Source organism: Arthrobacter sp. Cza30, from assembly GCF_059090765.1.
In genome coordinates, this window is sequence record NZ_JBNHGA010000004.1 from 703,562 (window position 1) to 726,639 (window position 23,078).

At 71.5% G+C, this 23,078-nt stretch carries 21 protein-coding genes; 8 read left to right on the forward strand and 13 right to left on the reverse strand.

Annotated elements, in window-relative coordinates; all coding sequences use genetic code 11:
• Positions 1-27 precede the first annotated feature (27 nt).
• Entirely contained in the window at positions 28-939 is a 912-nt protein-coding gene (locus AC5RVZ_RS17005) for a cation diffusion facilitator family transporter (RefSeq protein ID WP_494066935.1), read from the reverse strand.
• Between the two features lie 107 nt (positions 940-1,046).
• Here AC5RVZ_RS17005 and AC5RVZ_RS17010 point away from each other — a divergent pair, with 107 nt between their 5' ends.
• Positions 1,047-2,681 carry a CocE/NonD family hydrolase gene (locus tag AC5RVZ_RS17010; protein ID WP_494067007.1) on the forward strand — a complete coding sequence of 545 codons (1,635 nt, stop codon included), beginning with the start codon at positions 1,047-1,049 and terminating at the stop codon, positions 2,679-2,681.
• On the opposite strand, the gene rdgB is transcribed toward AC5RVZ_RS17010, so the two are convergent.
• The 3 genes from rdgB to murI form a co-directional block, all read right to left on the reverse strand.
• Positions 2,668-3,273: an RdgB/HAM1 family non-canonical purine NTP pyrophosphatase gene (gene rdgB / locus AC5RVZ_RS17015; protein WP_494066936.1), complete on the reverse strand. Its 606-nt coding sequence runs from the start codon at positions 3,271-3,273 to the stop codon at positions 2,668-2,670. The two genes, AC5RVZ_RS17010 and rdgB, sit on opposite strands and share 14 nt — an antisense overlap.
• Before the next feature lie 3 nt (positions 3,274-3,276).
• Positions 3,277-4,014, reverse strand: a complete 738-nt coding sequence (gene rph / locus AC5RVZ_RS17020) for a ribonuclease PH (protein WP_494066937.1) — start codon at positions 4,012-4,014, stop codon at positions 3,277-3,279.
• A 101-nt stretch (positions 4,015-4,115) separates the two neighbouring features.
• Complete coding sequence (gene murI / locus AC5RVZ_RS17025) at positions 4,116-4,967, reverse strand: glutamate racemase (RefSeq protein WP_494066938.1); 852 nt, start codon at positions 4,965-4,967, stop codon at positions 4,116-4,118.
• A 41-nt stretch (positions 4,968-5,008) separates the two neighbouring features.
• Here murI and AC5RVZ_RS17030 point away from each other — a divergent pair, with 41 nt between their 5' ends.
• Positions 5,009-6,358, forward strand: coding sequence for a nicotinate phosphoribosyltransferase (locus AC5RVZ_RS17030; RefSeq protein ID WP_494066939.1), 1,350 nt, complete (start codon positions 5,009-5,011; stop codon positions 6,356-6,358).
• A 33-nt stretch (positions 6,359-6,391) separates the two neighbouring features.
• On the opposite strand, the gene AC5RVZ_RS17035 is transcribed toward AC5RVZ_RS17030, so the two are convergent.
• From AC5RVZ_RS17035 to AC5RVZ_RS17045, 3 genes are read right to left on the reverse strand one after another with little or no spacing between them, the layout of a single operon-like run.
• A complete protein-coding gene (locus tag AC5RVZ_RS17035) occupies positions 6,392-6,658 on the reverse strand; it encodes a DUF3039 domain-containing protein (protein ID WP_494066940.1) in 267 nt (88 codons plus the stop codon).
• Positions 6,659-6,707: 49 nt separating this feature from the next.
• Complete coding sequence (locus AC5RVZ_RS17040) at positions 6,708-8,276, reverse strand: hypothetical protein (RefSeq protein ID WP_494066941.1); 1,569 nt, start codon at positions 8,274-8,276, stop codon at positions 6,708-6,710.
• The gene (locus AC5RVZ_RS17045) at positions 8,252-9,793 is read right to left on the reverse strand and encodes an ABC transporter ATP-binding protein (RefSeq protein ID WP_494066942.1); all 1,542 of its coding nucleotides are present in this window, start codon (positions 9,791-9,793) and stop codon (positions 8,252-8,254) included. Before AC5RVZ_RS17045 ends, AC5RVZ_RS17040 begins: the two co-directional genes overlap by 25 nt.
• Before the next feature lie 194 nt (positions 9,794-9,987).
• On the opposite strand from AC5RVZ_RS17045, the gene AC5RVZ_RS17050 reads away from it, so the two are divergent.
• The 4 genes from AC5RVZ_RS17050 to AC5RVZ_RS17065 all read left to right on the forward strand — a co-directional run bounded on the left by AC5RVZ_RS17050 (position 9,988) and on the right by AC5RVZ_RS17065 (position 13,568).
• The gene (locus AC5RVZ_RS17050) at positions 9,988-10,680 is read left to right on the forward strand and encodes a phosphocholine cytidylyltransferase family protein (protein WP_494066943.1); all 693 of its coding nucleotides are present in this window, start codon (positions 9,988-9,990) and stop codon (positions 10,678-10,680) included.
• Between the two features lie 74 nt (positions 10,681-10,754).
• Complete coding sequence (locus AC5RVZ_RS17055; protein ID WP_494066944.1) at positions 10,755-11,726, forward strand: hypothetical protein; 972 nt, start codon at positions 10,755-10,757, stop codon at positions 11,724-11,726.
• A 37-nt stretch (positions 11,727-11,763) separates the two neighbouring features.
• Positions 11,764-11,997: a hypothetical protein gene (locus tag AC5RVZ_RS17060; protein WP_494066945.1), complete on the forward strand. Its 234-nt coding sequence runs from the start codon at positions 11,764-11,766 to the stop codon at positions 11,995-11,997.
• Positions 11,998-12,095: 98 nt separating this feature from the next.
• Entirely contained in the window at positions 12,096-13,568 is a 1,473-nt protein-coding gene (locus tag AC5RVZ_RS17065; RefSeq protein WP_494066946.1) for a maltokinase N-terminal cap-like domain-containing protein, read from the forward strand.
• Here AC5RVZ_RS17065 and AC5RVZ_RS17070 read toward each other — a convergent pair.
• Positions 13,457-14,746 carry a CDP-glycerol glycerophosphotransferase family protein gene (locus AC5RVZ_RS17070; protein ID WP_494066947.1) on the reverse strand — a complete coding sequence of 430 codons (1,290 nt, stop codon included), beginning with the start codon at positions 14,744-14,746 and terminating at the stop codon, positions 13,457-13,459. The two genes, AC5RVZ_RS17065 and AC5RVZ_RS17070, sit on opposite strands and share 112 nt — an antisense overlap.
• A 129-nt stretch (positions 14,747-14,875) precedes the next feature.
• Between AC5RVZ_RS17070 and AC5RVZ_RS17075 the strand changes: the two genes are divergently transcribed.
• On the forward strand, positions 14,876-15,901 hold the full coding sequence (locus AC5RVZ_RS17075) for a glycosyltransferase family 2 protein (RefSeq protein WP_494067008.1): 1,026 nt from the start codon (positions 14,876-14,878) through the stop codon (positions 15,899-15,901).
• A 32-nt stretch (positions 15,902-15,933) separates the two neighbouring features.
• Here the strand turns inward: AC5RVZ_RS17075 and AC5RVZ_RS17080 are convergent, their stop codons facing one another.
• The 3 genes from AC5RVZ_RS17080 to AC5RVZ_RS17090 are packed head-to-tail and all read right to left on the reverse strand — an operon-like array spanning position 15,934 to position 20,372.
• Positions 15,934-17,382 (reverse strand): CDP-glycerol glycerophosphotransferase family protein, encoded by a 1,449-nt coding sequence (locus AC5RVZ_RS17080; RefSeq protein ID WP_494066948.1) that lies wholly within the window; start codon positions 17,380-17,382, stop codon positions 15,934-15,936.
• Positions 17,379-18,665: a CDP-glycerol glycerophosphotransferase family protein gene (locus tag AC5RVZ_RS17085; RefSeq protein WP_494066949.1), complete on the reverse strand. Its 1,287-nt coding sequence runs from the start codon at positions 18,663-18,665 to the stop codon at positions 17,379-17,381. The genes AC5RVZ_RS17080 and AC5RVZ_RS17085 overlap by 4 nt, the downstream gene beginning before the upstream one ends.
• Positions 18,666-18,707: 42 nt before the next feature.
• Positions 18,708-20,372 (reverse strand): S1C family serine protease, encoded by a 1,665-nt coding sequence (locus tag AC5RVZ_RS17090; protein ID WP_494066950.1) that lies wholly within the window; start codon positions 20,370-20,372, stop codon positions 18,708-18,710.
• A 128-nt stretch (positions 20,373-20,500) separates the two neighbouring features.
• Here AC5RVZ_RS17090 and AC5RVZ_RS17095 point away from each other — a divergent pair, with 128 nt between their 5' ends.
• Complete coding sequence (locus tag AC5RVZ_RS17095) at positions 20,501-21,700, forward strand: aminotransferase class I/II-fold pyridoxal phosphate-dependent enzyme (protein WP_494066951.1); 1,200 nt, start codon at positions 20,501-20,503, stop codon at positions 21,698-21,700.
• 3 nt (positions 21,701-21,703) lie between these two features.
• Here AC5RVZ_RS17095 and AC5RVZ_RS17100 read toward each other — a convergent pair whose 3' ends face one another.
• Both AC5RVZ_RS17100 and AC5RVZ_RS17105 read right to left on the reverse strand, forming a co-directional pair.
• Positions 21,704-22,513 carry a carbon-nitrogen hydrolase family protein gene (locus tag AC5RVZ_RS17100; RefSeq protein ID WP_494066952.1) on the reverse strand — a complete coding sequence of 270 codons (810 nt, stop codon included), beginning with the start codon at positions 22,511-22,513 and terminating at the stop codon, positions 21,704-21,706.
• Complete coding sequence (locus AC5RVZ_RS17105; protein WP_494066953.1) at positions 22,510-23,028, reverse strand: DUF6328 family protein; 519 nt, start codon at positions 23,026-23,028, stop codon at positions 22,510-22,512. Before AC5RVZ_RS17105 ends, AC5RVZ_RS17100 begins: the two co-directional genes overlap by 4 nt.
• Between the last annotated feature and the right edge of the window lie 50 nt (positions 23,029-23,078).

Sequence of the window (23,078 nt, forward strand, 5' to 3'; positions counted from 1 at the left end):
CGAGCGACCGCAGCGGAAGGAGACGCATCACGCGTGCGCGTCGTGCTCGACGTGGCCCGCCGGTTCGAGCTGGAAGGTCGAGTGCTCCACGTCGAAGTGCTTCGACAGGCACCCCTGCAGCTCGCTGAGGATCTCCGCGGCCTTGCCGTCGCGCAGTGCAGCGTCATCCACCACGACATGCGCCGTGAACACCGGCGCGCCCCGCGTCAGCTGCCACACGTGCACGTCGTGCGCTCCGACGACGCCGGGCGTGGCGAGGATGTGGTCGCGGATCTCGCGCACGTGCGTGCCTTGAGGCACCGATTCCGCCAGGACCGAGACCACTTCGCCGAGGAGCTTGACCGCCCTCGGGACGAGCAGAGCCGCGATGAACAGCGACGCGATCGCGTCGGCTCTGCCCCAGCCGGTCCCGATCACGACGATGGCCGCGACGATGACGGCGACCGAGCCGATCAGGTCGCCGAGCACTTCGAGGTACGCACCCCGCACGTTGATGCTGTGCTGTTGCGCGGCGCTCAGCAGCCACAGCGCGACGGCGTTGGCGACGAGTCCGACGATCGCCACGACGAGCATGAGACCGCCCGCGACCTCGACATCGTCCGGGCGGAGCAGCCGCGTGACGCCCTCGACCGCGACCCACACCGACAGCAGGATCAGGATGACGCCGTTGACGAGGGCGCCGAACACCTCGGCACGCTGATAGCCGAACGTGCGCCGCTCATTGGCCGGTCGGGCAGCCACGCCGCTCGCGATCAGCGCGATCACGAGAGCGGCGGCGTCGGTGAACATGTGGGCGGCGTCGGCGAGGAGCGCCAGCGAGCCCGACAGCGCCGCGCCGACGATCTGCACGATCATCGATCCCGCGGTGATGCCCAGCGAGATCGCGAGGAGCCGGCGATGGCCGGCGCCTCGGATTCCGGTCGGCGCGTGATCGTGCATGGGCCAAGGGTACGTCCGGGCACACGCGCCTCGAGGGACTTCCGCCATGTCGGGAATGAGTGTGATTCTCACTTCCGGACCGCCGCGGGTGGTAGCGTCGCGCCGTGATGGCTCGACCTCGCCGCTTCCCGAGCACCGACCGCCCGTGGCACCGCAGCGGCGCGCCACGATACGCCCTCGATCGCGTCCGCGGCATCCTGCGCCCTCCGGTGACCGTGACGCCGCTGAATGCCGACGTCCGCAAGCTCGAGGACGTCGAGATCCCGATGCGCGACGGCGTCGTCCTGCGCGCCAACGTGTATCTACCGAGCCGAGGCGGGAGCCACCCGGCGATCCTGTGCGCACACCCGTACGGCAAGGACGCGCTCCCCCGGCGCACCAGAACCGGCTGGCGGATCAATCCGCAGTTCCGGATGCTGCGGCAGACCGCGCGCATCCGGATCTCCGATCAGACGAGCTGGGAGGCACCGGACCCCGCGTGGTGGGTGCCGCGAGGATTCGCCGTGGTGAACCTCGACCTCCGCGGCGCCGGCCGCTCCGACGGTGTCGGGTCGCTCTTGAGCGACGCGGAAGCGGACGACATCCACGAGGCGATCGAATGGATCGGTTCCCAGCCCTGGTGCGACGGTGGTGTGGCGATGCTGGGAGTGTCGTATCTCGCGATCTCCCAGTACAAGGCGGCAGCCACGCGGCCGCCGCATCTGCGCGCCATCGTGCCCTGGGAGGGCTTCACCGACCCGTACCGCGATCTGTTCTACCCCGGCGGCGTGCGCGAGATCGGGTTCTCGCGGCTGTGGACGACGCTCGTCCGACGCGCGACCCGCACGGTCCCGGACATCGCTGTGGAAACGGCATCCCGCCCCATGGAGGACGCGTGGTGGCAGTCGCTCGTTCCCCAGTTGGCACGCATCGAGGTCCCGATGCTCGTGTGCGGCAGCTTCTCGGACGCGAATCTGCATTCCCGTGGTTCATTCCGGGCGTTCACGGACGTGTCGTCGCCGGAGCGTCACCTTTACACCCATCGCGGAGGCAAGTGGGCGACCTTCTACGGCGATGAGGCGAAGGCATCCCAGCTGGCCTTCCTGGAGCGGCACCTCAAGGGCCTTCCCCGGGAGCTGCCCCGGGTGCGGCTCGAAGTGCGTGAGAGCCGGGATGCCGTCCACGAGGTGCGTGCGGCCGACCAGTGGCCGCCGGCCTCGGATCCCCTCACTCTTCACCTCCAGGCGGGCGGTGCGCTCGCCGGCGCGCCGGCCGGCGCCGGGTCGGCGGTGTCGTTCCCGACGAGACGGCGGGCGGCGACCTTCTCGTGGACCTTCGAGGACGATATCGAGATCACCGGCGACATACGGCTGCGGCTTCGCGTGACATCGTCCCGGAGAGTGCCGCTGTCGCTGTTCGCGGCGGTGTCGAAGTGGAGCGGCGGACGGTTCGTGCCGTTCGAGGGTTCGTACGGATTCGGCCGCGACTTCATCGCTACCGGCACGATGCGGGTCCCCGCGGCCGCCGAGCCGCGCGACGTCGAGATCGAACTCTCGCCGTCATCGACCTTCTTCCGCGCGGGCGACCAGCTGCGCCTGCACATCGGCGGCCGGCAGCTCTCGCCGCGCAATCCGCTGTGGGGCTCGTTCCCGGCGCTCTATCGGTCCGATCCCCGTGCGGTCTGCGAGATCCACCTCGGCGACGGGCAGGCGACCCTCGAGCTGCCGCTCGTCCACGCGGAGCGCGACGTCAGAGCCGTGTGAGCAGTGGTGCCAGCGCGGCGAAGGCCCGCGAGCGGTGAGAGACCGCATTCTTCTCGTCTGCGCTCCACTCGCCCACCGTCCGCTCGGTGTCCGTCGGCTGCTCGTCGGGGATGAAGATCGGGTCGTACCCGAACCCACCGGATCCCGACGGCCGTGTCGCCAGGCGTCCGGGCCAGACGCCCTCGACGACGCTCTCTCGGCCGGCATCGCCGGGGACGACGAGCGCGATCGTCGAGACGAACCGGGCGGTGCGGTGGGGATCCCGGATGTCGGAGAGCTGGTCCAGGAGGAGGTTGAGGTTCGCGGAGGCATTCTTCGCGTGTCCTGCCCAGTACGCCGAGAAGACCCCCGGCGCGCCGCCGAGGACGTCCACGCAGATGCCCGAGTCATCCGCCAGGGCGGGAAGCCCCGTGTGCGCGGCGGCGGCGCGGGCCTTGATGAGAGCGTTCTGGGCGAACGTGACGCCGTCCTCGACCGGCTCAGGACCGTCGTAGCCGACGACCTCGAGGTCCGGCCGCGTGGCCGCCACGATGGCCTGGAACTCCTCGACCTTGTGCGGGTTGTGCGTGGCGAGAACGACGCGGCCCGGCATCGGTCACTCCCCCGCCAATGCGGCCGCCTGGAGGTCCCGCAGCGACCCGCAGCCGGCGAGCCCGAGCTCCAGCAGCGCGTCGAGCTCGCGCTTGTCGAAGGGCGCGCCCTCGGCGGTGCCCTGCACCTCGACGAACAGACCGCGGCCGGTCACGACGATGTTCATGTCGGTCTCGGCGCGCACGTCCTCGACGTACGCGAGGTCGAGCATCGGCTCCCCGTCGATGATGCCCACCGACACGGCGGAGACGGAGTCGATCAGCACCTGGGACTTCTGCGCGATGAACTTCTTGCCGCGGCCCCACTCGATGGCATCCGCCAGTGCCACGAACGCCCCCGTGATCGCCGCCGTGCGGGTTCCGCCGTCGGCCTGCAGCACGTCGCAGTCGATCACGATGGTGTTCTCACCCAGCGCCTTGGTGTCCACGACCGCGCGCAGGGCGCGGCCGATGAGCCGGGAGATCTCATGCGTGCGACCGCCGATGCGGCCCTTGACGCTCTCGCGGTCGTTGCGCTCGTTGGTGGCGCGCGGCAGCATCGCGTACTCCGCGGTGACCCAGCCTTTGCCCTTGCCGGTGAGCCACCGGGGTACGCCGTTGGTGAACGAGGCCGTGCACAGCACCTTGGTGCCACCGAAGGAGATCAGGGCCGATCCTTCGGCCTGGGCGCTCCACCCCCGTTCGATCGTGACGGGGCGGAGCTCGTCGACGGCACGACCATCGGCGCGGGTGATGTCAGGCATTTCTCTCCTCAGAGGCGGACCATGTCCCGAGAGAACGACAACGAAGGCGCTTCGAAGCGAGGAATCGGGACACGGGAGCGGGATTTCGGGACACGGATGCCTCACGCCGAGCGCGCGGGAAGGTCGATGGCGCCGGTCTGCACCAGGCGGACGGCGCTCACCTCCCGGCCCATGAGCCGGTGCGCCAGCTGCAGGAACTCGTCGGCGGACGCGCCGGTGGCCTCGTACACGTGGGTGGGCGCGGCATCCGGCCCCGCGAGCAGGTCGCGCGAGACCAGCTGACGGTAGACGTCCTTCGCGGTCTCGGTGTCGCTGGAGACGAGGCTGACGTCGGGGCCCATGACGTAGCTGATGGCGCCCTCGAGGAACGGATAGTGCGTGCAGCCGAGGACGAGGGTGTCCACACCGGCGTGGCGCAGCGGCGCGAGGTACTCCTCGGCCACCGCGAGCACCTCGGGCGAATCGGTGATGCCCGCTTCGACGAATTCGACGAAGCGCGGGCACGCCTGCGCGAAGACGGTCAGCCGCTCGTTCACCTCGAGCATGTCCTGGTACGCACCCGAGCTGATCGTGCCCGTCGTGCCGATCACGCCGATCCGCCCGTTGCGCGTGGTGGACATCGCGGTGCGGACGGCGGGGCCGATCACCTCGACGACCGGCACGCTGTAGCGCTCGCGGGCATCGCGCAGCATCGCCGCGGAGGCGGTGTTGCACGCGATCACGAGCATCTTCACGCCCTGATCGACCAGGGAGTCCAGGATCTCGAGCGAGTAGCGCCGCACGTCGGCGATCGGCTTCGGCCCGTACGGCGAGCGCGCGGTGTCGCCGATGTAGAGGATCGACTCGCGCGGCAGTTGCGCCGACACCGCGCGCGCCACCGTGAGTCCGCCGACCCCGGAGTCGAAGATCCCGATGGGCAGGTCAGCGCCGCCCAGAGCCTCTCGAAGGGTCACGATGATCCAGCCTACGCCAGACGCTCAGTAGGCTGACCCGCATGATCTTCGGGAAAGCTCACGACGGCGGCGCGTCGACCGCGCTGCTGACGGACCGCTATGAGCTCACCATGGTGGACGCGGCGCTGCGCGACGGCACCGCCGATCGGCGCTGCGTCTTCGAGCTGTTCGCACGCCGGCTCCCGGGCGCCCGCCGGTTCGGCGTGGTCGCCGGCACCGGCCGCCTGCTGCAGCTCATCCGCGATTTCCGCTTCGGCGCGGACGAGCTGCGGTTCCTGCGTGACGAGAACGTGGTGGATGCCGCCACGCTGGACTTCCTCGAGGGCTACCGCTTCACCGGCACGATCACCGGGTACCGCGAGGGCGAGCTGTACTTCCCCGGCTCGCCGATCCTCACGATCGAGGGCACGTTCGCCGAAGCGGTCGTGCTCGAGACCCTCGCGCTGAGCGTGCTGAATCACGACTCGGCCGTGGCCACCGCCGCCGCGCGCATGAGCATCGCCGCCGGCGACCGGCCGCTCGCCGAGATGGGCTCCCGCCGCGCGGCGGAGTCCTCTGCGGTCTCCGCCGCGCGGGCGGCGTACATCGCCGGGTTCAGCGCCACCTCCAACCTCGAGGCGGGCCGCCGATGGGGCATCCCGACGATGGGCACCGCCGCGCACTCATGGACGCTGCTGCACGACAGCGAAGAGGCGGCGTTCCGAGCGCAGGTCGACGCCCTCGGGCCCGGGACGGCGCTGCTCGTGGACACCTACGACATCCGCGAGGGGGTCGCCACCGCGGTGCGCGTGGCCGGCACGTCGCTCGGCGGCGTGCGCATCGACTCGGGAGATCTGCCCACCGTCGCGGCGGAGGTGCGCGCACAGCTGGACCGGCTCGGCGCGACCGGCACCCGCATAACGGTGACCAGCGACCTCGACGAGTACGCCATCGCGGCCCTCGCCGCCTCTCCCGTGGACGCCTACGGCGTCGGGACGTCCGTCGTGACCGGATCCGGTTCGCCCACCGCGGGCATGGTGTACAAGCTCGTGGCACGGCAGGATGCCGCGGGCGGTTGGGTCGCCGTCGCGAAGGCGTCGACCGACAAGGGGTCCAAGGGAGGCCGCAAAGCGGCATTCCGCACCCTCGACGACGGCACGGCCACCAGCGAGCTCATCGCGGCCTCCGACGGCTTCGAGGAGCTGCACACCGCCGCGTCGCACCCCGACGCGCGGGCACTGCAGGTTCCGCTCATCGTCGACGGTGAGACGGACGCCTCGTTCGAGGGCGTCGCAGGCGTCCAGGCCGCGCGCGCACATCACGCGCGCGTGCGTGAGGAGCTGCCGGTGCGCGGGCTCGCGCTCAGCCGCTCCGACCCCGCGATCCCGACGGTCTACGTCGACGCCGAGTGAGTCGGGACCGAGCCCCCGGCTCGGCGCGGCGGGTCAGCCGCCCAAGGACTCGTAGATCTCCTTGCACGTGGGGCAGATCGGGAACTTCTCGGGGTCGCGCCCCGGCGTCCACTTCTTGCCGCACAGCGCCCGCACCGGCTTGCCGGTGATCGCGGACTCCAGGATCTTGTCCTTCTTCACGTAGTGCGAGAAGCGCTCGTGGTCTCCGGGCTCGATGTTCTCCTCGCGGATGAGCTCTTCGAGCTCGCGGTCGAGGGTCGCCAGTCCGCCCTGATCCGGACCTTCGAGGGGAGTGCTCATGGTCTGCCAGTGTAGCCGGGCGGCATCGCCGGTGGGTCCGGAGGCGCCGTCACGTGGACTCGGCGAACTCCATGAGCCGACCCCCGCGCCGCTCGAAGACGAACGAGCCTATGGCGACCCCGACGATGAGGACGCCGGCGCCGATGCCGAGGCCGCCCCACAGTGCGGTCGTCGCGGCATCCGCATCGCCCTGGAGCGCGAGCCACGACCACCACAGCACCGGAGCCGTCGCCGCCAGCGCGCCGAGCATGACGACGGCCTGCGCGATCGCGCCGGTCGACGAGGTGCGCTGCGGCTGCTGGAACGGGCTCTCACCCGGCCGCGAGACCGCATAAGGTGCGACGACCGACGCCACACTGGACAGCCCGAGTCCCGCGAGGAACAGCGACGCGCACACCCCCACCATCGCCGGCAGCATCGCCCAGCGCCCGTGCATCGAGATGACGACGGGGATCGCCACCGCCAGCAGGGGGATGCCCAGCAGCAGCACCGGCACGAGGCGCCCGACGCGGTCCGACACGCCGCGGACGCCGCTGGCGATGTGCATCCACACCGCCGTCGAGTCGTACGCGAGGTCGTTGTGCGGCAGCCATCCGAGGAAGAGTGCGGCGAAGGGGACGGGGACCAGCGCGACGATCTCGGCAGGCACCCCGGCGACCAGCAGCGGCACTGCGGTGACTGCGGCGGCGACCGGGATGATGAGCGCGTTGACGACGTAGCGCGGATCGCCGAACGCGTACACGAGGCTGCGAGCGGCGATCGCTCCGCCCGCCGTCCCGGGCGCGACGCCGAACCAGCCGATGCCGCCACGGTCGCGCTCCGCGCTGGGGCGTTCGGTCGTGGTCGTCAGACGTGTGACGGCCCATGCCCACGCGAGAGCGAGGACGACCACGGTTCCGACGGCGACGAGCGCGACGATCCACGCGTCATCGTTTCCCGCGGTCACGGCAGCGGGCAGGGCCCAGGCGGCGCCGAGCGGTGTGCGACCGAGCACCGACACCGCCTCGAGCAGCTGGATCGGCACGGCGCCGCGCCACTCCAGGGATGCCAGGAACACGCCGACCGGCACGACGACCACGAGCACGGCGATGACGAAGACACCGGTGAGCTCGCGTGACCGCCGCTCGCGGATGAACAGCGCGGCCAGAGCCATGCAGACGCGCGCCAGAAGCGTGCACGTGAGGATGCCGAGTGCGACCCCGGCGACGACGACCGCCGGGGCGGCGCCGTGCGCGGTCCACGCGACCCCGGCGCACACGGCGACCGCGAGGAGCGCGAGGATCGGAACGGTGAGCAGTCCCGCCACGACGAGCACGGCGGCGAGCAGGCCGCGATGTGCCGGCACGAGCGCCAGCCGGCGCGGGTCCAGAGGGTCCTCGGCGGCAGCGATGATGGGCGCCAGAGCGAAGCCGAGCGTCACGGCGGCTCCCCCGAGCACCGTGACGGCGAACAGCACGTCGTCTGAGGCATCCCTCAGCGTGAGGAGAGCCGCGCAGGCCGCGACCGTCGCGGCGGCCACCACGACGAGCGCGATCACGGTGCGCGTGACCTGGCGCGCGTCACCGCGCAGCGCGCCGACCAGCAGCGCCAGTCTCAGCCGGAGAATGTGTGCAGCCACTCCAGGCCCTCCACGTCGCTGAGTCCGCCGGCGAGCTCGACGAAGCGCTGCTCCAGCGTGAGCTCGCCGCGCACCTCGTCGACGGTGCCTTCGGCGAGGACCTGGCCGGCCACGATGACGGCCACGCGCGAGCACACGCGCTCGACCAGCTCCATGCCGTGGCTCGAGAGGATCACGGTGCCGCCGTGCGACACGTAGGCCGAGAGGATGTCGAGGATGACGGCGCTCGAGACGGGATCGACCGCTTCGAACGGCTCGTCCAGCACCAGCAGGCGCGGCGAGTGGATCATCGCACCGGCGAGCATGACCTTCTTCAGCATGCCTGCCGAGTAGTCCGACACCCGGCGACCCAGCGCGTCGCCGATGTCGAAGGCCCGCGCGAGGTCCGCCGTCCTGCTCTCGACCACCGCGGCGGACAGGCCGCGCAGCACGCCGTAGTAGTAGAGCAGCTGGCGCCCGGTAAGGCGATCGAACGTGCGGAGGCGATCGGGCAGCACGCCCATGAGCTTCTTCGCGGCGAGCGGCTTGGAGCGCGCGTCGACTCCCCCGACCCGGATCGTCCCCCGGTCCGGGACCAGAAGGCCCGCGATCATCGAGAGGGTCGTGGTCTTGCCGGCCCCGTTCGGGCCCACCAGGCCGTAGAACGTGCCGGCGGGCACCGTGAGGTCGATCGCGTCGACAGCGGGCGTGCCGCCGAAGCTCTTGCTGACGCCGCGCATCACCAGCACGTCGTCCGCCGTGGCGGCGGGACTGGCCGGAGCGACCTTCTCCACCACCTGGGTGCCGGCCTCGACGGCGGTCGCGGTTGCGACCTCGGTCTCGGTCAGGACGTCCGAGAGGGCGTCGGCCGGCTGGTCGAGCTCGAGCGCTGCGGCCGCGGCGGCCTCCGGGCGGACATCGGTCTCAGCCGACGTTCCGGGGTCGGCGGGCCGGTCGACGGCGGTCGAGGTCGGCTCCTCGACGGGCTCCTCGGCCTCGACGGGTCCCTCGACCTCGACGGGTCCCTCGACCGCGGCGGGCGCCGCCACCGCGACAGCCGCTTCCCCTGCGACCGGCTCCTCGACCTCGACGGGCTCTTCGGCCACGACCGGCTGGTCGATGGCGGTCGGTTGCGCGCCCTGGGCGGGCTCCTCGACGTCGACCGCTTCCGCGATCGCGGCGGGGGCCTCCGCCTCGACGGGCTCCTCGACGGGACACAGGTCCACCGGAAGCGGGGGCTTGGGCGGAATGATGATGTCCGCCGCCGCGGAGGCCGTGATCTCGAGGTCTCCGGGCAACGGGGGCGGCGGGCCGGGGATGGCCGGCGGCGTCCGGGGCGCCTCGGGACCTGGCTTGACCTCGCCTTTCCCGCCGCCACGCGGGGCGCCCTTCTTCGCGGACTTCGAACCCCGCGGCCGGGGCTTGCGCGGCGCCGCAGACGGCGTCGCGCCTGCCGGAAGCGGAACGACCTCCGCGCTGGAGTGACGGTCCGGCTCTTCCGGATCGACGTCATTCGGCACCGGGAGGGAGGCTGTCACCGATCAAACGTATCAAGGGGCACTGATCGTGGGCAGTCGATTTCGCCGCGTGGCACTCCTACACCCAATGTCACGATCGCGCAACGGGCGGCGCAGATTCTGCACCCTCCCAGAAGCCATCGCTACCATCGGTAGGGCACGAAGGGGTGTCGTGTCGGTGAACCGACAGTGAACCACGCACTCAGGAGCAGACTTTGACCCTTCAGACCGTTATCCTCGCAGCCGGAATGGGCTCGCGCCTCGGACGCAGCCTTCCCAAGCCGCTCACGGAGCTGAGCGACGGCCGCAGCATCATGCAGCAGCAGCATGACAACATCCGTGCCGCATTCGGCGACGACGCCAGGATCACGACGGTCGTGGGCTACCGCGCCGAGACGATCGTCGAGGCCTTCCCCGACGTCGACTACGTCTACAACGACCGCTACGACCAGACCAACACGTCCAAGAGCCTGCTTCGCGCTCTGTCGAAGACCGGCCGGGGCGGCGTGCTGTGGATGAACGGCGACGTGGTGTTCGACCCTCGCGTGCTCGGCCGCGCCATCGATCTCATCGATCGCGACCAGTCCTTCGTCACCGTCAACACCGCGAAGGTGAGCGACGAAGAGGTGAAGTACACCGTCACGCCCGAGGGATTCATCAAGGAGCTGTCCAAGACCGTCAAGGGCGGCATCGGCGAGGCCGTGGGCATCAACTACATCTCCAGTCGCGACAAGAAGGCGTTCATCCGCCAGCTCACCCGCGTCGACGACCAGGACTACTTCGAGCGCGGCCTGGAGCTCGCGATCGCTGAGGACGGCGTGCTGCTGGAGCCGCTGGACATCTCCGACCTGTATGCGGTCGAGGTCGACTTCGCCGAGGATCTGGAGCGGGCGAACCTCTTCGTCTGACAGCCGCGCCACGCCGGTCCGGCCGGATGTCAACCCCGGGCGGACGCTCAGGCGCATCCGCATAGGATCAGCCGATGACCGACGAGGTGCAACGCATCCACTCGCTGCCCGACGGCTCGCCGTGGCAGGGCGGCCTGCCGCCGGCCGGCTCCCCCGAGCATCCGCGCACGATCCGGGCGCTCGACCGGGTCCTCGCCATCCAGCGTCCGGTCGTCCTGGCCCACCTCCGCAGCATCCGTCTGCGGCATCCGGATGCCTACACCGGCGATATCGTGCGCATCCTGGAGCGCCGCTACCTGACCGCGGTGACCACGGGCGGGGCGGCTGTGGGTGCGACCGCGGTGGTCCCCGGTATCGGCACGGGGGTCACCCTCGCCCTCAGCGGCGCCGAGACGGTCGGCTTCCTCGAGGCGACGGCGCTGTTCGCACAGTCCGTCGCCGAGGTTCACGGCATCCCGGTCGCCGATCCTGATCGCGCACGCGCGTTGGTGCTGGCGCTCATGCTGGGAAAGGAAGGCGTCGACCTCGTCGCGCAGCTGGCGAGACAGGTCGCCGGTCGAGGGCCGACCCGCGACAAGTACTGGGGCGAGCTCGTGACCAAGACGCTGCCGAGGGCAGCTGTCGGACCGCTCGTGGACCGCCTCAAGTCCGCCTTCATCCACCAGTTCGCCGCCCGCGGCGGCGCCTCCTGGATCGGCAAGGCGCTTCCTTTCGGGATCGGCGCCGCGATCGGCGGCGCAGGCAACAACATCCTCGGCCGGCGCGTCCTGGTGAACGCCCGTCGTGCGTTCGGGGTCCCGCCTGCCGCCCTTCCCGAGGAGCTCGAGCCGAAGCCCGGAACGCTCCGCCTCGAGCACGCGGCCGGGCGCGGCATCCGGCGGGCCGGTGAAGTCGTCGTCCGCGGTGTCGGACGCGGTGCCACGGCGATCGGTCGCGGGGCCGCGAGCGTCGGCCGCCTGGGCGGCAAGGTGGTGCGCCGTCGGGGGCGCGGGGAGCAGCCTGCGGATCCGGGCGGCGAGCCGGGCACGGGCGAACCCGCCGGTTGAGCCCGGCGCAGCCGCACTCGCGGGTGAGAATGGTCCCATGGGTCTGTTCGGTCAGCGTCAGAGCGATCCCGTCGAGTGGGCGGGACTGCCCTCCGAGCCGGCGGAGCCGGAGTCCGCGGCGGAGCGACTCGCCGACGGGCCACCGGTGGACGCAGCCGGCATAGGCTTCGGCGCCATCGGCTCCGGCGGCGGAACGGTGGAGTCGGTCGTCCTCGCCGTCCCACCGGCGACGCCCGTCGCCGAGCCGCAGGAGCCCGGCGACGAGGACTGAGTCGGCTCCGGCGCACATCGCCCTGCCGGAAGCGGGTGCATGCAAGCGCTTCCATCGAGCTGTCGACAGCGGAACGCGTCGAGCCCTACTCTTCACCTATGGACAGCACCCTGGCGTGCCTGGCGGCGTGGATGCCGCGACAGCGGTGGTACGCCGCGAAGGGGCGTCCGCCGAGCCTTCGGCTGGTGTCCTGGTGGGACCTCCCCTCGGACGTCGGAGACGTCCACGCGCGCACGTATCTCGTCGCGGATGAGGGCGCCCTTCCCTCCGTGCTGTACCAGATCCCTGTGGTGGCTCGGGCCACCGAGGCGGTCGAGGCCGATCCCGAGCGCATCATCGGCAGCCCGACTCCCGGGACGACGCTCATCGACGGCCCCTTCGACCCGGCGTACGCGGAGGCGCTGCTGCGCCTGGTCGCCGGCGGCGGCACCGCGGCCGGGCCTCAGACCAGGGTCATCGGGCGTGCGGTCGCCGCGTCGAGCCCGCAGCAGAAGGTACCGGCACGCGTGCTCAGCGGCGAGCAGTCCAACACCTCGATCATCTACGAGGGCGACGGGACGCCGGTCATCTGCAAGGTGTACCGGCAGCTGCATCCGGGTCTGAATCCCGACATCGAGCTGCAGACCGCCCTCGCCGGCGCCGGCTCGACGCGCGTGCCGCGCACGGTCGGCTGGGTGGACGGCTCCTGGCCGGACCTCGAGACGGCCCACGGCTCCGTCACCGGCTCCCTCGCGTTCGCGCAGGAGTTCCTGCCCGACGTCCAGGACGCCTGGCGGGTGGCACTGCAGGCGGCCGCCCGTGGCGAGGATTTCTCCGACCGCGCGCGCGAACTCGGCGCGGCGACCGCGGAAGTGCACGTGGCCCTCGCCGAGCGGTTCCCGACCCGACCGGCCGGCCCGGCGGATCGGGAGAACACCGCTCAGACGTGGCGACGTCGCCTCACCACCGCCATCGCCGAGGTCCCCGACGTCGCCGGCCGACGCGATGCCGCCGAAGCGGTATTCCAGCGGGCCCTGGAGGTCGACTGGCCGCCTCTGCAGCGCATCCACGGTGACCTCCACCTCGGCCAGGTGATGCAGGTCCCCGTGCGCGGCTGGGTGCTGCTGGATTTCGAGGGCGAGCCGCTGCGGCCGATGGCCGAGCGGCGCCGACCGGACCTGGCGCTGCGCGACGTCGCCGGGATGCTGAGGTCCTTCGACTACGTGGCCGGGTCCCTGCGGCGGGACGAACCCCAGCGCTCACCCCAGCTCGTCAGCGGCTGGGCGGGCGGCGCCCGCCGGGCCTTCCTCGCCGGCTACGCCGAGCGGTCAGGCGTCGATCTCGATGCCGGGAACGCACTGCTGGAAGCTCTGGAGCTCGACAAGGCGGTGTACGAGGCGATCTACGAAGCCCGGAACCGCCCGACGTGGGTGGCGATCCCCCTGCGCGCGATCACGCGGCTGGTGGACCGCCCTGAGGGTCACCCCTCGACGCCGTCGTCGAACTCGGCCTCGTCCGGGTCCGGCTCGTCCTCCGTGGACTCGTCGACGGAACGTGCGTACCAGGCATCCCACTCGCCCATCAGCCGCTGAATCGCGTCGCGGAAGCGCGCGGAGGCCGCTCCGGGGGTCGTGTCGCCGAAGTAGTGGCGCACCCAGTGCTCCAGGCGCTGGACCGACTCGGGATCGCCGTGCACCCGTTCGGTCTCTTCCACGACCGATCCCGCGTCGGCCGCATCCAGCCACTCGCACGCAGACAGGTATCCGTGCGTGTCGATGGCGGCGGCGGGGTCGACCGGGCGCGTGATGAGCAGCGGCTTGTCGGCCGCGAGCCGGTCGTAGACCATCGCCGAGATGTCGACGATCGCGACGTCGGCCGCCGCGAGCTGCCAGCCGAGCTCGGGGCCGTCGTCGTAGACGTGCTGCGCCGAGGGATCGGCCGCATTGGCGGCGGACAGCGCGGCGATGATGCGGCGGTTGGCAGCACCGTACTCCGGGTCCACGACGCCAGAGCGCGGGTGGGGCCGATAGATCACGCGGTGGCGGCCGCTGGCCAGCAGCGCCGCCACCAGCGCCTCCCCGTGCGACCGCACCGACCCGTAGTGCGCCGAGGGTCGGTCCCCCTCCCAGGTGGGCGCGTAGAGCACGACCGTCCGCTCATCCGGGCGGTACGGCAGCGTTCCGGAGTAGTGGTCGGCCTGCGGGCGCCCGATCTGGATGGCACGGCGGTCGACGTCGTAGTCCCACAGCACGCGCGACAGCCGCTCCCGCGCGGCGTCCCCGGCGATGAACGCGTAGTCGTACGCCTTGTACTGGTTGGTCGTCATGTACATCTTGTCGGACTCGCCGTGGTTGATGAAGACGTGCCAGCGCCGCCCGTACCGGAACATCTGGAAGTTCCGCGTGTTCTGGTTGACGTACAGGACGACGCGGATGTCCTGCTGGGCGATGAACCGCTCGAGGTCGCGGATCGTGGGGACGAACGCGACGGGAAGCGCACCGTCGGCGAGAAGCGCTTGCGCGCCGGTCGCGGCGCGGCTGAGCACCACGACCGGCCAGGTCCGGGCGATGTCCGCGAGCGGCTTGTACCACTGCCTCATCTGGTACATGTTGACCACGCCATCGGCGAAGTACACGGCGACCCGGTAGTGGAACGGCGGATGCTGCGGCGCCGAGGCGAGCGCCCGCCGCACATCCCGGACGGCCGAGCGGTGACGAACCGCCTTGCGCACGAGACCGACGGCCTTCTTCCCATCCGAGATCAGACCCACACCTCCACCCTAACGGGGTCGTCAGCGGGTTCTCGGGGACCCCCATGACATGATCGACGCGTGCATGTCGAGCAGCGCGGGCGCAGGGACGCTCCGGTCGTTCCTCCCGACGCGGGGGTCACGTTCGTCATGCCGGTGCTCAACGAGCGCGGCTATCTGCGCCGCGCGGTCGAGACCGTCCTCGCGCAGGACGTCGCCGGCCCGATGGAGCTCATCCTCGCCCTCGGACCCTCGACCGACGGCACCACGGAGCTCGCGCATCGGCTCGCCGCCGAGGAGCCGCGCATCGTGCTGGTCGACAACCCGGCGGCCGACATCCCGGTCGGACTGAATCTGGCCATCCGCGCCGGCCGGTTCCCGACGATCGTGCGGGTGGACGCGCACTCGGAGCTCGAGCCCGACTACGCCCGGCGGGCACTTGCCACGCTGGACCGCGTGCGTGCCGCCAACGTCGGTGGCGTCATGCGGGCCGACGGCCGGACGCCGTTCCAGCGGGCGGTCGCGAGGGCCTACAACTCCCCCATCGGGCTCGGCGGAGGCGCCTACCACGGCGGCACGCAGGAGGCCGAGGCGGAGTCGGCGTACCTCGGGGTCATGCGCCGCGCGGTCCTCGACGAGGTGGGCCTCTTCGACGAGACCATCCGACGCGGCGAGGACTGGGAGCTGAATCTGCGCATCCGCCGCGCGGGCTACCGCGTCTGGTTCGACCCGAGCCTCGCCGTGACGTACTGGCCGCGGGAGAGCTGGACGCGGCTCGTGCGTCAGTTCTCCGCGACAGGCCGCTGGCGCGGCGAGCTGGTGCGCCGCTACGGGCGGGGCAACTCGCTGCGGTTCTTCGCGCCGCCCGTGCTCGTGCTCACGATCCTGCTCGCCCTCGTGGTCGGCATCCTGCAGGCGACCCGCGTGCTCGATGGCTGGTGGTCGCTCGCCGCGTCGGTGGTCTACCTGCCGATCATCGCCTATGCCCTCCTCGTGATCGCCGTCGCCGCAGGCCCGGGGGGCGGGCACGGGTGGCGCGACAAGCTCTGGACCGCGGCCGTGCTCCCGACGATGCACCTGTCATGGGGGTGGGGGTTCCTCGTCGGAGCGGTCGTCGGCGCCCATGACACCGTGGACACCTCGCGACTGGGCAGCCGCAACACGCCGCTGCCCTGAGCCGGCCCTCGATCACGGCCGGCGGCCATCGATCAGATGTCGACGAACCCCTGATCCAGGATGCGGGTCACGACCCGCTCGGCGGCGCGGCCGTCGTCGCGCGCGTTGAACTTCGCGCGCCACGCGTCATAGCGCTCGGCGTGGGCGGACGGGTTCGGTGAGGCGAGCGCTGCGACGAGCTCCTCGTGCGTGCGCACCATCGGACCCGGCGCGTGCGCCGCGAGGTCGAAGTAGAACCCGCGCAGCTCGCCGCGGTAGTGCTCCATATCGGGCACCAGGAAGTACATCGGCTTGCCGGTGACCGAGAAGTCGAACATGACCGACGAGTAGTCGGTGATGAGCGCGTCCGCTGCCAGCAGCAGCAGCGAGGTGTCGGGGAAGCCCGTCACGTCGACCACCCGCGGGCCTTCCGCGTCCCGCCCCGGCAGCAGCGTGCGGGAATGGCCGCGCACCAGCACCACGGCGTCGGCCGCCTCGGCGAGCGCCGCGGGATCGACGAAGTCGACGATCTCGTCACGGTCGTCCCGCCACGTCGGCGCGTACAGCAGCACCCGCTCGTCGGGGCGGATGCCGAGCGCCTCGCGGGTCGCGGCCCCGTCGCCGGTGGTCAGCACATCGTTGCGGGGATACCCCTCGACCCAGACCGGTCGCGACAGGAATGCATAAGCCTTGCCGAGGATCCTCGCCGCGTACGGGTTCTGCGCCAGCAGCACGTCCCAGCGGCGCGACTCGCGGACGACGGCGGCCATGCGCCGCGGATCGAATCCCGGCCGGTGCAGCGCGAGGCGCTTGAGCGGCGTGCCGTGCCATGTCTGCAGCACCACCTGTCCCCTGCGGCGCGCGAATCGGCGTCGCAGCCAGTCGTTGACGACGAGCAGCCGCGCCGAGCCTCGGGCACGCCACCATTCCGGGCTGCCCTCGACCACCGGGACGGCCCCTTCTGGCACCGCGACGGACAGGTCGACGACGCTCCAGTAGCGCGTCAGACCCGGCACGCGGCGAGCCAGCTCGCGATCGATCGCCAGCGGGTTGCAGCTGGCGTTGCGTCCGTAGAAGCTCTCGAAGAAGACGGCGTTCTCGAGGTCGCCCGACCGCGTCGCGTAGCGGCGTTCCAGCGCCGCCTGACCCTCGCCGGAATCGTACGCCGGATCGATCGGCGGACCGACTCGCAGTGTCCAGCCGTCCAGCTGAGCACGCAGCGTTCCGAGCTGCGTCAGGGGCAGCGCTGCCGGAGGGAGGGTCTCCCGGCTCTCGGCAGCCGTCACGCGGAGTTCATAGGTGCCGGCCGGCAGCGGCAGCTCCGGTCCGCCCCAGCGCGCCGCCCGCAGCGGCAGCACGGCGCGCCACGTCTTGCCCCGGCCCGTCAGCGCCGCCGCGACGCGCGCGCGCGGGCCGACGAGCTCGACCGCTGCGGGACGCTCGCCCTGGCCGGAGAGCACGAGGACCGCTCCCTGGTCGGTCGTGAAGCGCGCGTCGATCATCGATCTCCCTCCGCCGGGTTGGTCTCCCCGTCGATCCCATCGGCACCGGCCAGAATCGCACGGTACACCCTCTCGGCACTGCGACCGTCACGGAACGCATGCACGCGCGCGCTCAGCGCCGCGGCGCGGTCGACGCGGCGCTCGCGCTCCCCCTCGTCCCCGAGGACGGCATCCAGCTGGCCCGCCGCGTCGTCCCAGTCGCGGGCGCATCCGTCGCCCGCGATGTCGTCATAGGCGCCGTAGAACCCGCGGCGGCGGGCGTAGTCCTCGACATCGGGCGCGAGGAAGATCACCGGCAGAGGCACCAGCGCCGCGTCGAAGATCAGCGAGGAGTAGTCGGTGACCAGCGCATCGAGCGCGGGGAGCGCGGGGGTGACGTCGGCCACCAGATCACTGCCGAACGGTCGGACGCGGTCGGTCCGGAACGGCGGGGCGTAGTCGCCGGCCCCCAGCGGGTGCGAGCGCACGAGGAGCGTGGCGCCGTGCCGCGTGAGGACCTCGACGATGCGCGTCCACTCCGCGCGCGTGGGCACCGCGGGATCGGGGGCGCCGTCCCGCCACGTCGGCGCGTAGAGCACGAAGCGGCCCGTGGTGTCGATCCCCGGGCATGCCCCGGCGATCAGCGCGTGCGCCGCGGCTCGGCGCTCCGACCGCTCGCCGGCCAGAAGCACGTCGACCCTCGGCTCCCCGGTGACGGGCACCCGGCCGTCCGGCAGGGCGAACGCCGACTCCAGCCGGCCGCGCACGAGGTGCGACGCGGCCGGCAGCACACGGATGCGGCGGGCGGCGGACCGGAACATCGCACGCAGCAGCGCACGCAGCGGCGCGGCGAGCGGCGTGCCTTCGATGACCGCCGGCACGCGGAGCGTCTCGGGCGAATCCAGGCCGATCCTCTTGAGCGGGATGCCGTGCCAGAGCTGCACCACGAACGCGCCCGACACGACGTAGCGGTTCACGTCGCCGAACCCGTGCGTCACGACGACCACGCGAGCCCGCGCCGTCCGCCACAGGCCTCGCAGCGACGTCTTGCGGAGGGTCGGGATGCCCAGGCCTGCGGCATCCCGCGCCTCACGCTCGCTTCCCACGAGCCAGACCGCGCGCCGGCCGCGCGCCGCGGCGACTCGCCACAGCGCCAGCGCGCCGTCGCCGATGCCTGCGCCGCAGCCGAACACCCACTCGTCGCGGGATCGCGGGATCAGAAGTGTGAGGATGCGCCCGGCGGCATACAGCGGGATGCCCGCGAGCTTTCTCGCGTTCCCCGCGCCGAACGAGAAGGACGCCATCCCGCGAGCCTATCGCTCGCGGGATGGCGTCCCCTGTCGGTGCTACTGCTCGAGCGCGCCGAGCGTCACATCGACCGTGCGGGTCTCACCGTCGCGCACATACGTGATGGTGGCCTCGCTGCCGGCGGCGGCCGCGCGCACCTGGGCGGTGAGGTCGGTCGCGTCGGTGATCGGCAGATCGTTGAAGCCGGTCACGATGTCCCCCTCACGCAGTCCCGCCCGGTCCGCCGCGCCGTCGGCGACCACCTCGGCGATGTAGGCGCCGGTGATGGTCGAGCCCTCCACGGACGCGGCGGGCTGGACGCTCGCCCCGAGCAGTCCGTGCGTCGCCTCGCCGTTGTCGATGATCTCGTCCGTGATGCGCTGAACGATGTCGGACGGGATGGAGAAGCCCACGCCGATGGAGCCGGAGCCTTCGGAGGTGGCGCCGCCCGCCGTGGCGATCGCCACATTGATGCCGATGAGCTTCCCCTCCGAGTCGACCAGCGCGCCCCCGGAGTTGCCAGGGTTGATGGCGGCATCGGTCTGGATGACCGCGATGGAGATCGTCTGCGTCGGCGTCTGCTGCTGATCGGGCTGACCGAAATCGAACCGGAACGGACCCTGCTCGCCCTGTCCGTCGTCTTCCTGGTTCTGCTCCCCGTCACCGGTGTCGGGGGCGGCGGCGGATGCGATCGAGATCGATCGGTTCAGCGCGCTGACGATACCGGTCGTGACGGTGTTCGCGAGCCCGAGCGGCGCCCCCACGGCGATCGCGCTGTCGCCGACATTGAGCTCGCTGGAGTCGGCGAATTCGATCGGCGTGAGGCCTTCGGCATCCGTGAGCCTGATGACCGCGAGGTCGTACATCGGGTCGAGCCCCACGACCTCGGCGTCGTACACGCGGCCGTCGGAGGTGGTGACGCGGATCGCCGCGTCGCCTGTGGCCCCATCGAGCGTCACGACGTGGGTGTTGGTGACGACGTAGCCGTCCTCCGTGAGCACGACGCCCGAGCCGGTCCCAGCGCCGGCCGAGCTCGTCGCCTCGATCGTCACGACGCTCGGCACGACCTTCGCCGCGATGCCGGTGGTCTGGTTGACCGACTCGGTGTCGTTCACCGTGACGGTGCTGGGACCGGCTGCCGGAGCGGCGTTCTCGGGTGCGAACCAGTTGACGCCCGCGTACGCGCCTCCGAGCCCCGCGGTGCCTCCGACGATCGCCGCGGCGACCATGAGGCTCACGATCTTGCCCGCGCCGGAGGACTTGCGCGATCCGGCTGAGGACGAGGTGGCGGTCGGGTCGCCCTCCGCGCCGTCGCGACCGCCGCCGAGCGGAACGGTCGGCTGCGTGTCGCCGGCGCGGACGCCGAACGCGGCACCGTGCTGGCCGGCGAAGCCGCCGTGGTGGCCGGCGGGCTGTCCGGCGTATCCCTGGGGACGCGCGTAGGCATGGGGGCCGGCGGGGTAGCCCGCGGGGGGAACCGGCTGGGTCGCGCCGGCCGCGCCGGAGTGTCCCGCGTGCGGCGCGGGCGGCATCTGCTGAGCGGCCGCCGCTGCGGGCATGTTCGGCACCGGCGGCACGGGACCGGCGGCCCACGTCGGCGCCGGATCTCCGGCGGCCGCCGGAGTCGTGTCAGCGCCGGCGGTGGAAGGCTGCGATGCGGTCGAGGCCTCGGACCCGGTCGACGGGATCTGGTCCTCGGGGCGCTCCCCCTGGATCTCACTCATGATTGCTCCTTCTGCCAAGCACTCACCACTGTGCCCACCGATGCTGTGCGTTTCTTATGCCGGGAATGGGACCCGACTATGCGATCAGCCTGAGCGGACCCAGGACCGTGGCGCTGTACCGTGAAGCGATGCGACAGATCCCCGGAGCGTGGCACCGCACGGCCGCCGGTGCCGGACTCGTCGGTTCGGACGGGTCGATCCACCCCACCATCTTCGCCGAGATGTCGGCCCTCGCGGCGCGAACCGGGGCGATCAATCTCGGTCAGGGCTTCCCCGACGAGGACGGGCCCTCCGAGGTGCTCGAGGTCGCCCGGGCGGCCATCGCGAACGGGGTGAATCAGTACCCGCCGGGGCGCGGCATCCCGGATCTGCGTGCCGCGATCGCCGAGCATCAGCAGCGCTTCTACGGCCTTCGCCTCGACCCCGAGCGGGATGTGATCGTCACCGCCGGCGCCACGGAGGCGCTCGCGGCGGCGCTTCTGGCGCTGCTGGGCGAGCCGGACGACGAGATCGTCGTCCTCGAGCCCTTCTACGACTCCTACGCAGCCGTGGCCGCTCTTGCCGGAGCCCGTCTGGTGACGGTGCCGTTGCGGTGGCCGGACTTCCGGCCCGACCTCGACGACCTGCGCGCCGCCGTGACGGACCGCACCCGCGTGATCCTGGTCAACGACCCGCACAATCCCACCGGAGCGATGCTCGACGACGAGATCCGGGACGAGATCGTCCGGCTCGCCGACCGCCACGACGCCGTCATCGTCACCGATGAGGTCTACGAGCACCTCGTGTTCGATCGTCCGCACGTCCCGATCGCGACCCGTCCTGGTGCGTGGGAGCGGACGCTCACGATCTCCTCCGGCGGCAAGACCTTCTCCACGACGGGGTGGAAGATCGGCTGGATCAGCGGCCCGGCTCCGCTGGTGGATGCGGTGCTCGCCGTCAAGCAGTTCCTCACCTATGTCAACGGCAGCCCGTTCCAGCCCGCCATCGCGACCGGACTGCGGCTGGACGATGCCTTCTTCAGCGGCATCGCCGGCGCACTCCGGACGAAGCGGGACCTGTTGGGTGCAGGTCTGCGCACCGCGGGCTTCGAGGTCTCGACGGCGGCAGGCTCCTACTTCACGGTCGCCGACGCGCGCCCCCTGGGTGTCACGGATGCCGCGGCATTCTGCCGCGCCCTTCCGGAGCGCGCCGGAGTGGTGGCGATCCCGCTTACCGCGTTCGTCACGCCCGGCCGCCGGCCCGACTACGCGACGCTCGTGCGCTTCGCCGCGTGCAAGCGCGTGGACGTGCTGGAGGAGGCGGCATCCCGCCTCTCCGCTCTGGGCTGACGGTCAGGCCTCACGAGGCACGACGCCGAGTCGACGCAGGCGCAGCGAAGGGTTCACTCGGCGCACGCGCTCGACGGCCGTGACATCCAGATGAGCGACCGCGACGTCGGTCGCCGTGCCCACCGCGGCCAGTTCCACGCCCTGCGGGTCGACCACCGATGAATGTCCGACCCCGAGGGGCGGCGGGTGGTCGGCGGCGGCCACGAACACGGTGTTCTCGATCGCCCGCGCGTGCAGCAGCGTCCGCCAGTGGTGCTCCTTCAGCGGGCCTCGGACCCATTCGGCCGGCACGAGGAACACGTCGGCGCCCGCGTCGGCCAGGAGGCGCCCCACCTCGGGGAACCGCAGGTCGTAGCAGGTCATGAGTCCGAAACGCAGCCCGCCCGTCTCGAACGTCCGCGGCTCATCCAGGTCCCCCGCCTGCACCCAGTCCGACTCGCGCTGGCCGAACGCGTCGTACAGGTGCAGCTTGCGGTAGTGCGCGAGCAGGCCGTCACCGCCCACAGCGACCACGGTGTTGCGGACCCGGCGGTCGTCGGCCGCCCGCTCGAGCAGACCCGCCACCACGACCGCGTCGTGATCTCGGGCGATCGATCCCAGCTCCCGGACGAACGTCCCGTCGAGTTCCTGCGCGTGCTCGGCGAGGGAGGCGTCGAAGGGGTCGACGAAGTAGCTGGAGTACTCGGGGAAGACCACGACGCGAGCGCCGCGCGCGGCTGCGGTGGCCGTGAGCTGCCGGATCGTCGACAGGTTCGCCGCTGTGTCGGCGGTCGGCGCGAACTGGGCGACGCCGACGGCGATCGTCTCGGTCATCCGGGTCCCCTGTCCGTTCGCTTCTTCATCCGCACACTGACAGGCAGGACCACCCAGAGCGCGATGATCATCACCGCGAGCGCCGCCAGGACCCACCACACCGCCGCGCCCCCGAGCACGACGTCGAAGACGAAGCCCACGACGCCCACGACCAGCAGCGACACCGTAAGCAGCGCGGTGACCAGCGCGACATGACCGTACCGGACCACCTCCCGCTTCGCACGCTGCTGGAACAGCACGCGGTGCATGGCCACCGGCGTCAGCGCGACGATCGAGCTCACTGCCGAGAGGACGACGAGGCCGAGGTAAGCGGCGCGCTGACCGTCGTTCAAGTCGTCGAAGGCCGGCTGGAAAGCCAGCGCGAGCAGGAAGCCGGTGAGGATCTGCGTGCCGGTCTGCAGCACTCGCAGCTCCTGCAGCACCTCGTTCCAGTTCCGATCGGCGCGTTCTGCGGGTGACTCGTTGCGTCCGTCGTCGTGGTCGTCGCGCACGTCGGGATCGCGCTCGGCAAGCATGCCGACCATCCTCGCGTGCGGTGCCTCCGCCAGCAAGCCGGCCCGGCCCG

What these genes read in the sequence shown, in the direction of transcription:
- AC5RVZ_RS17105 (WP_494066953.1), bottom strand. Translation starts at nt 23,028, where the DNA reads ATGCTTGCCGAGCGCGATCCCGACGTGCGCGACGACCACGACGACGGA.
- AC5RVZ_RS17065 (WP_494066946.1), top strand. Translation starts at nt 12,096, where the DNA reads ATGGACAGCACCCTGGCGTGCCTGGCGGCGTGGATGCCGCGACAGCGG.
- AC5RVZ_RS17085 (WP_494066949.1), bottom strand. Translation starts at nt 18,665, where the DNA reads ATGGCGTCCTTCTCGTTCGGCGCGGGGAACGCGAGAAAGCTCGCGGGC.
- rdgB (WP_494066936.1), bottom strand. Translation starts at nt 3,273, where the DNA reads ATGCCGGGCCGCGTCGTTCTCGCCACGCACAACCCGCACAAGGTCGAG.
- AC5RVZ_RS17095 (WP_494066951.1), top strand. Translation starts at nt 20,501, where the DNA reads ATGCGACAGATCCCCGGAGCGTGGCACCGCACGGCCGCCGGTGCCGGA.
- AC5RVZ_RS17080 (WP_494066948.1), bottom strand. Translation starts at nt 17,382, where the DNA reads ATGATCGACGCGCGCTTCACGACCGACCAGGGAGCGGTCCTCGTGCTC.
- AC5RVZ_RS17055 (WP_494066944.1), top strand. Translation starts at nt 10,755, where the DNA reads ATGACCGACGAGGTGCAACGCATCCACTCGCTGCCCGACGGCTCGCCG.
- AC5RVZ_RS17030 (WP_494066939.1), top strand. Translation starts at nt 5,009, where the DNA reads ATGATCTTCGGGAAAGCTCACGACGGCGGCGCGTCGACCGCGCTGCTG.
- AC5RVZ_RS17075 (WP_494067008.1), top strand. Translation starts at nt 14,876, where the DNA reads ATGCCGGTGCTCAACGAGCGCGGCTATCTGCGCCGCGCGGTCGAGACC.
- rph (WP_494066937.1), bottom strand. Translation starts at nt 4,014, where the DNA reads ATGCCTGACATCACCCGCGCCGATGGTCGTGCCGTCGACGAGCTCCGC.
- AC5RVZ_RS17005 (WP_494066935.1), bottom strand. Translation starts at nt 939, where the DNA reads ATGCACGATCACGCGCCGACCGGAATCCGAGGCGCCGGCCATCGCCGG.
- AC5RVZ_RS17100 (WP_494066952.1), bottom strand. Translation starts at nt 22,513, where the DNA reads ATGACCGAGACGATCGCCGTCGGCGTCGCCCAGTTCGCGCCGACCGCC.
- AC5RVZ_RS17035 (WP_494066940.1), bottom strand. Translation starts at nt 6,658, where the DNA reads ATGAGCACTCCCCTCGAAGGTCCGGATCAGGGCGGACTGGCGACCCTC.
- AC5RVZ_RS17010 (WP_494067007.1), top strand. Translation starts at nt 1,047, where the DNA reads ATGGCTCGACCTCGCCGCTTCCCGAGCACCGACCGCCCGTGGCACCGC.
- AC5RVZ_RS17090 (WP_494066950.1), bottom strand. Translation starts at nt 20,372, where the DNA reads ATGAGTGAGATCCAGGGGGAGCGCCCCGAGGACCAGATCCCGTCGACC.
- AC5RVZ_RS17060 (WP_494066945.1), top strand. Translation starts at nt 11,764, where the DNA reads ATGGGTCTGTTCGGTCAGCGTCAGAGCGATCCCGTCGAGTGGGCGGGA.